This is a genomic window from Brevundimonas sp. KH_025 (assembly GCF_057839885.1).
The window spans coordinates 1-3,856 of the sequence record NZ_JBYQPR010000002.1 but is presented as its reverse complement, the minus strand read 5'-3'; the positions used below and the strand labels follow the sequence as shown (position 1 = coordinate 3,856).

Annotated in this window: 4 protein-coding genes; 2 read left to right on the top strand and 2 right to left on the bottom strand. The window is 64.1% G+C overall.

Annotated features, from left to right (window positions below; all coding sequences use genetic code 11):
• Positions 1 to 430: 430 nt before the first annotated feature.
• On the bottom strand, positions 431 to 1,087 hold the full coding sequence (locus AC3IS2_RS15215) for a recombinase family protein (RefSeq protein ID WP_489200170.1): 657 nt from the start codon (positions 1,085 to 1,087) through the stop codon (positions 431 to 433).
• A gap of 293 nt (positions 1,088 to 1,380) precedes the next feature.
• Between AC3IS2_RS15215 and AC3IS2_RS15210 the strand changes: the two genes are divergently transcribed.
• On the top strand, positions 1,381 to 1,971 hold the full coding sequence (locus tag AC3IS2_RS15210; RefSeq protein WP_489200173.1) for a hypothetical protein: 591 nt from the start codon (positions 1,381 to 1,383) through the stop codon (positions 1,969 to 1,971).
• A 310-nt stretch (positions 1,972 to 2,281) separates the two neighbouring features.
• Entirely contained in the window at positions 2,282 to 2,692 is a 411-nt protein-coding gene (locus AC3IS2_RS15205) for a hypothetical protein (protein WP_489200172.1), read from the top strand.
• A gap of 294 nt (positions 2,693 to 2,986) precedes the next feature.
• Here AC3IS2_RS15205 and AC3IS2_RS15200 read toward each other — a convergent pair whose 3' ends face one another.
• Positions 2,987 to 3,856 (bottom strand): replication initiator protein A, encoded by an 870-nt coding sequence (locus AC3IS2_RS15200; RefSeq protein ID WP_489200171.1) that lies wholly within the window; start codon positions 3,854 to 3,856, stop codon positions 2,987 to 2,989.

The following is a 3,856-nucleotide window of genomic DNA, read 5'->3' as shown; positions in this document are numbered from 1 at the left end:
TTCCGTCTGCCCAAAAGGCGGTCCAGAACGCTCCGCTCCTTCTCGGCCTCGATAGCTTTCAGGCGGTCCTGAATGTCAGCCAAGAGGGCTGGAAACTCGGAGGGCAAGGGCATGGCGGGGACGTTCGCGCCGCCGTCTGCCGAAAGGCCGGAACCGTCAGACGAAACCTTCCCCCGGCTATAGGCGATTACCGCCTCGGCCAGCCAATCACCTACCGTCAAACCCTGTCTGTCAGCCGCTTTCGTCGCCATCGCCCGGACGTTCAACGGGACGCCCCGCACGGTCCAACGCGCGTCAGCCGCGTCTGACGACGTAGCCGCGCCCCTGCCCTTCGGAGGACGCCCTACAGGCTTCCGGGGAGCCTTCGGTGCGGGTGTGTCTGCCATCGGCGTCTGCCGTCCAGTCTGCCGTTAAATCGTCTGCCAAGCCGTCAGACAGAAACCCGCTCAAGAGCGCGCTGGACGTTGGCCGGATACCACGCCCCGCCCCCCGGCGATGACACGCCTTCATCGTTGAGGGTGGTGGCGATTCGGCGCAGGGACAAACCCTCGCCCCGGAGAGCCTTCAGACGGCCAGCCATCGGCGCGACACGTTCGACGGCCTCGGCCCGGTTCCGCACCGCCAGCGTCTTACCGTTGGCCCCCAGAACCACGCCCCGGCGCTTCGCAGCGGCCAGCGCAGCCTTCGTCCGTTCGGAGATGACGCGGGCCTCCCGCTCGGCCAGCGCCGCCTCAAGGTGAAGCGTGAACCGGTCCGCATCGGGACGGTCGGCGGCGACGAAATCCACGCCGGTTTCCAAGAGGCCAGACACGAAATGGACGTTGCGCGCCAGCCGGTCCAGCTTGGCGATGACGAGGGTAGCCTTGTGCTTCCGGGCGTAGTCCAGCGCGGCCCTCAACTGGGGACGCATGGCGAGGGCGTTGGCCCCCTTGGCGGTTTCAATCTCGGTGAACGCCTCGATCAGATCCCATGAGCCGCCGTTGAGATAGCGGGTGACGGCCCCCTGCTGGGCCTCAAGCCCCAGACCCGACTGGCCCTGTCGCGCGGTGCTGACGCGGTAGTAGGCGACGAATCTTCCCTCGGCCATCGGTGGTCCTCCCGTAACAGGCAGACGAACCTTTACCTGTTACGCCTCCCCCCAGTCCACTATTATTTTCCAACGCGGGGAAGGTGGTAGAACGCCGGTCAAGATGATATGTTTTCCAACAGGTTAACGGGCAGGTTCGCCCCGGTCCCTCGTGCGCGCGCGAGCATCCAGTTAGGCTTAAATAGCTGTTCTTAGAGACACAGGGACTAAATCTAGTGGTCGAGCCGTCCAAAATCCTACGTGGTCCCGCCGGTCGCCCTCGCAAGGTTCCGGGTGCTCCGACCCATCGCAAGGTGACGGAACAGATTGAATACGGGGTGGCATCAAACTGGCATCACGGGGTCAACTTCGCGGACGGCGTGCTTGGCTGCCCCCTCAACCTTCACGTCACGGTCCATTGGCGGTTCGCCCCGTCATCGGTCCCGGAGTTTGATCGGGTCCAGCACCTCATCAACGTCATGGGCCAATGGCTACGGCGGCGAACCGATAGCCCGCCGGTCTGGGCCTACGCCCGAGAGAACGGAACCGCCCGCACCTTCGACGGCCTCCACCTTCATCTGCTGGTCCACGTCCCCGGCGGAGAGAGCGGCGGAATGGGGAAGGACTTCATCGCAGCCGTTCGCGGCTGGGTGGCCGGAGCCTCCGACGATTACGAGGACCGGGCGGTCAAGTCGGTCTGGGTCTGGGACAAGGGTTTCGCCAGCTATCTGCTGAAGGAAGGGACGGACCGCGTGCACGATGCCTTTGGCGTTTTCGCGGTCCATCGGGCCAAGCGAACCGGCTACCCGGTCCCCGGAAAGCGGCTGGGCCTTAGTCACTCAATCCAAGCAAAGGCCAGAGCGAACCATACGATGCCATTTCCAGCCGTTTCTAGCGGCCACTGACGGACAAGTCGGGGGTTTTGATGCCCAGACAGCCAAAGACAGAGTTTGCCGCCAGTGATGACAAAAAGGGCCTTAGCGGCGAAACAGCCTTTTTGATTAAATGACAGCCTAACGCAAAAGCGTTCGGAAAATCTGGGAGGCCATCATGGGCGGAAGCGCGTCAGGACGATACCGGACCCGGAACCGGGGAACCGTGGACGCAGCCTGTCGGATAGACCTTCGGTTCCTCCGCAAACAGGGGGCGTTGAGGGAAGGCCATAGGGCAAGCGGGACGTTGCGCTGGACCCGTCGCGGCGAGCCATCGGGGAGCATGGGCTACACGGTGGTCATGGACGGCGAGGATCGCCGCCTGATCCTGTCCTACAGCACGAGCGGCGAGGACCGCACCGTCACCGTCCAGCTTGAGGCGGTCCCTATGCGGTTCGGCGGGTTCCGCTACTACGCCCTATGTCCCCGCACCCTTCGCCGGTGTCAGGTTCTCCCGGTAGTCGGCGGCGTGGTCGCTTGTCGTCAGGCGCACCGGCTGACCTACGCCAGCCAATCTATGGACCGGCTCGATCGGACGCGGGAGCGCATGGAACGATGCGAGAAGCGCCTTCACGAAAAGCCCCGGCGCGGTCGGAATCGGGAACGGCTGACGCAGGCATGGATCAGGGCCTCGGAGGACTTCGAGGGTCTATTCGCCTCGGAGGCCATGCGCCGCTTCGGCCATCTATTTTAGGTCCGAGTAGATCGAGGTTTCAGGAGGTTTCCGCCCGCATCGCGCACGCACGCACGCGAGGGGGCAGGGTCAATCCTCAAGCCGTCCAGTCTGGACACCGGCCCCATTGGGCAAGGCGTTCGCTAATCCAGCTTTCTCGCGCGCGGGACGTGTTATCGCGAACCGGACAGGACGTGTTATCGCGGACCGATTGCCGTGTTATCGCGGACCAATCCACAGGGTAAGGGCTTGATTAAGTAGGGAGTTTTCAACCCTGAAACCCTTAAACCCCTCTCCTACGGAGAGTCTTAAACCCTACAGGGCGGGGTCCAGACGGCGAGATTTGAGGGGTATCTCCCGCCCCGGATGATCGAGGGCCAGCTTTGATCGGCGGGTGACGTGGACGCACTCGGTCCCGGTGTCATCGGCGTAGGCTGTCAGCCAATATTCCGGGAGCGGGTTCGCCTCGATCAGCTTCCGCAGGTCATAGGCAAACCCCTTCAGGGGGCGGGTGACACCGGACCGCTGGTGAAGGTCGGCAAGGGTCCAGCGCCAGCCGTCAGGACGGTCGCCAGCCTGTTTCCGCGACACGCGGTAAAGCCATCGGGCCAAGCCCCCGGAGAGATCGAAATAACGGCTGTCGAGAGACAGAACGCGGTGGTCCAGAACGGCGCGATAGAGCCACTGGGGGAGCGTGATGCTGACGCCCAAGGGCTTTCCGAAAGCATCCTCGGCCCACTGGACGTGCTCGATCAGGCTGAAAGTCTCGCCCCGTTTGCCGTTCGCTCGGATCGTGGTGCGGATCGTGGTCGCCTTCAGGCGGTCCAGCGCGTCCCGTAGGCCCTGATACTCCCGCCCGCTGGTCCCCCGGCGCACGGCTCGGAGAATGTCATAGGCGGGCGCCCTGATCGTCGGAGGCGGTGTTTCGCCCCGGTTCACGGCCTCATTCAACTGGGACACGGCGTAGAGGACGAAATCAAAATCCCAGATCGTGGCAATGCCGATATGCGGAGGCGCGGACACCTCAACCGACATATCGCCCCGCTTGAACCTGATCGGCTCCGCGCGCCGCCCCTTCGCCAGCGACACAACCGGAATCGCCATCAGGTCCAGACCATCCCGGAAGGGCGCATCACCGACGACGGCGAGGAACAGGTCGGGCTGGGCCTCGGTCCCGCGCGTCAC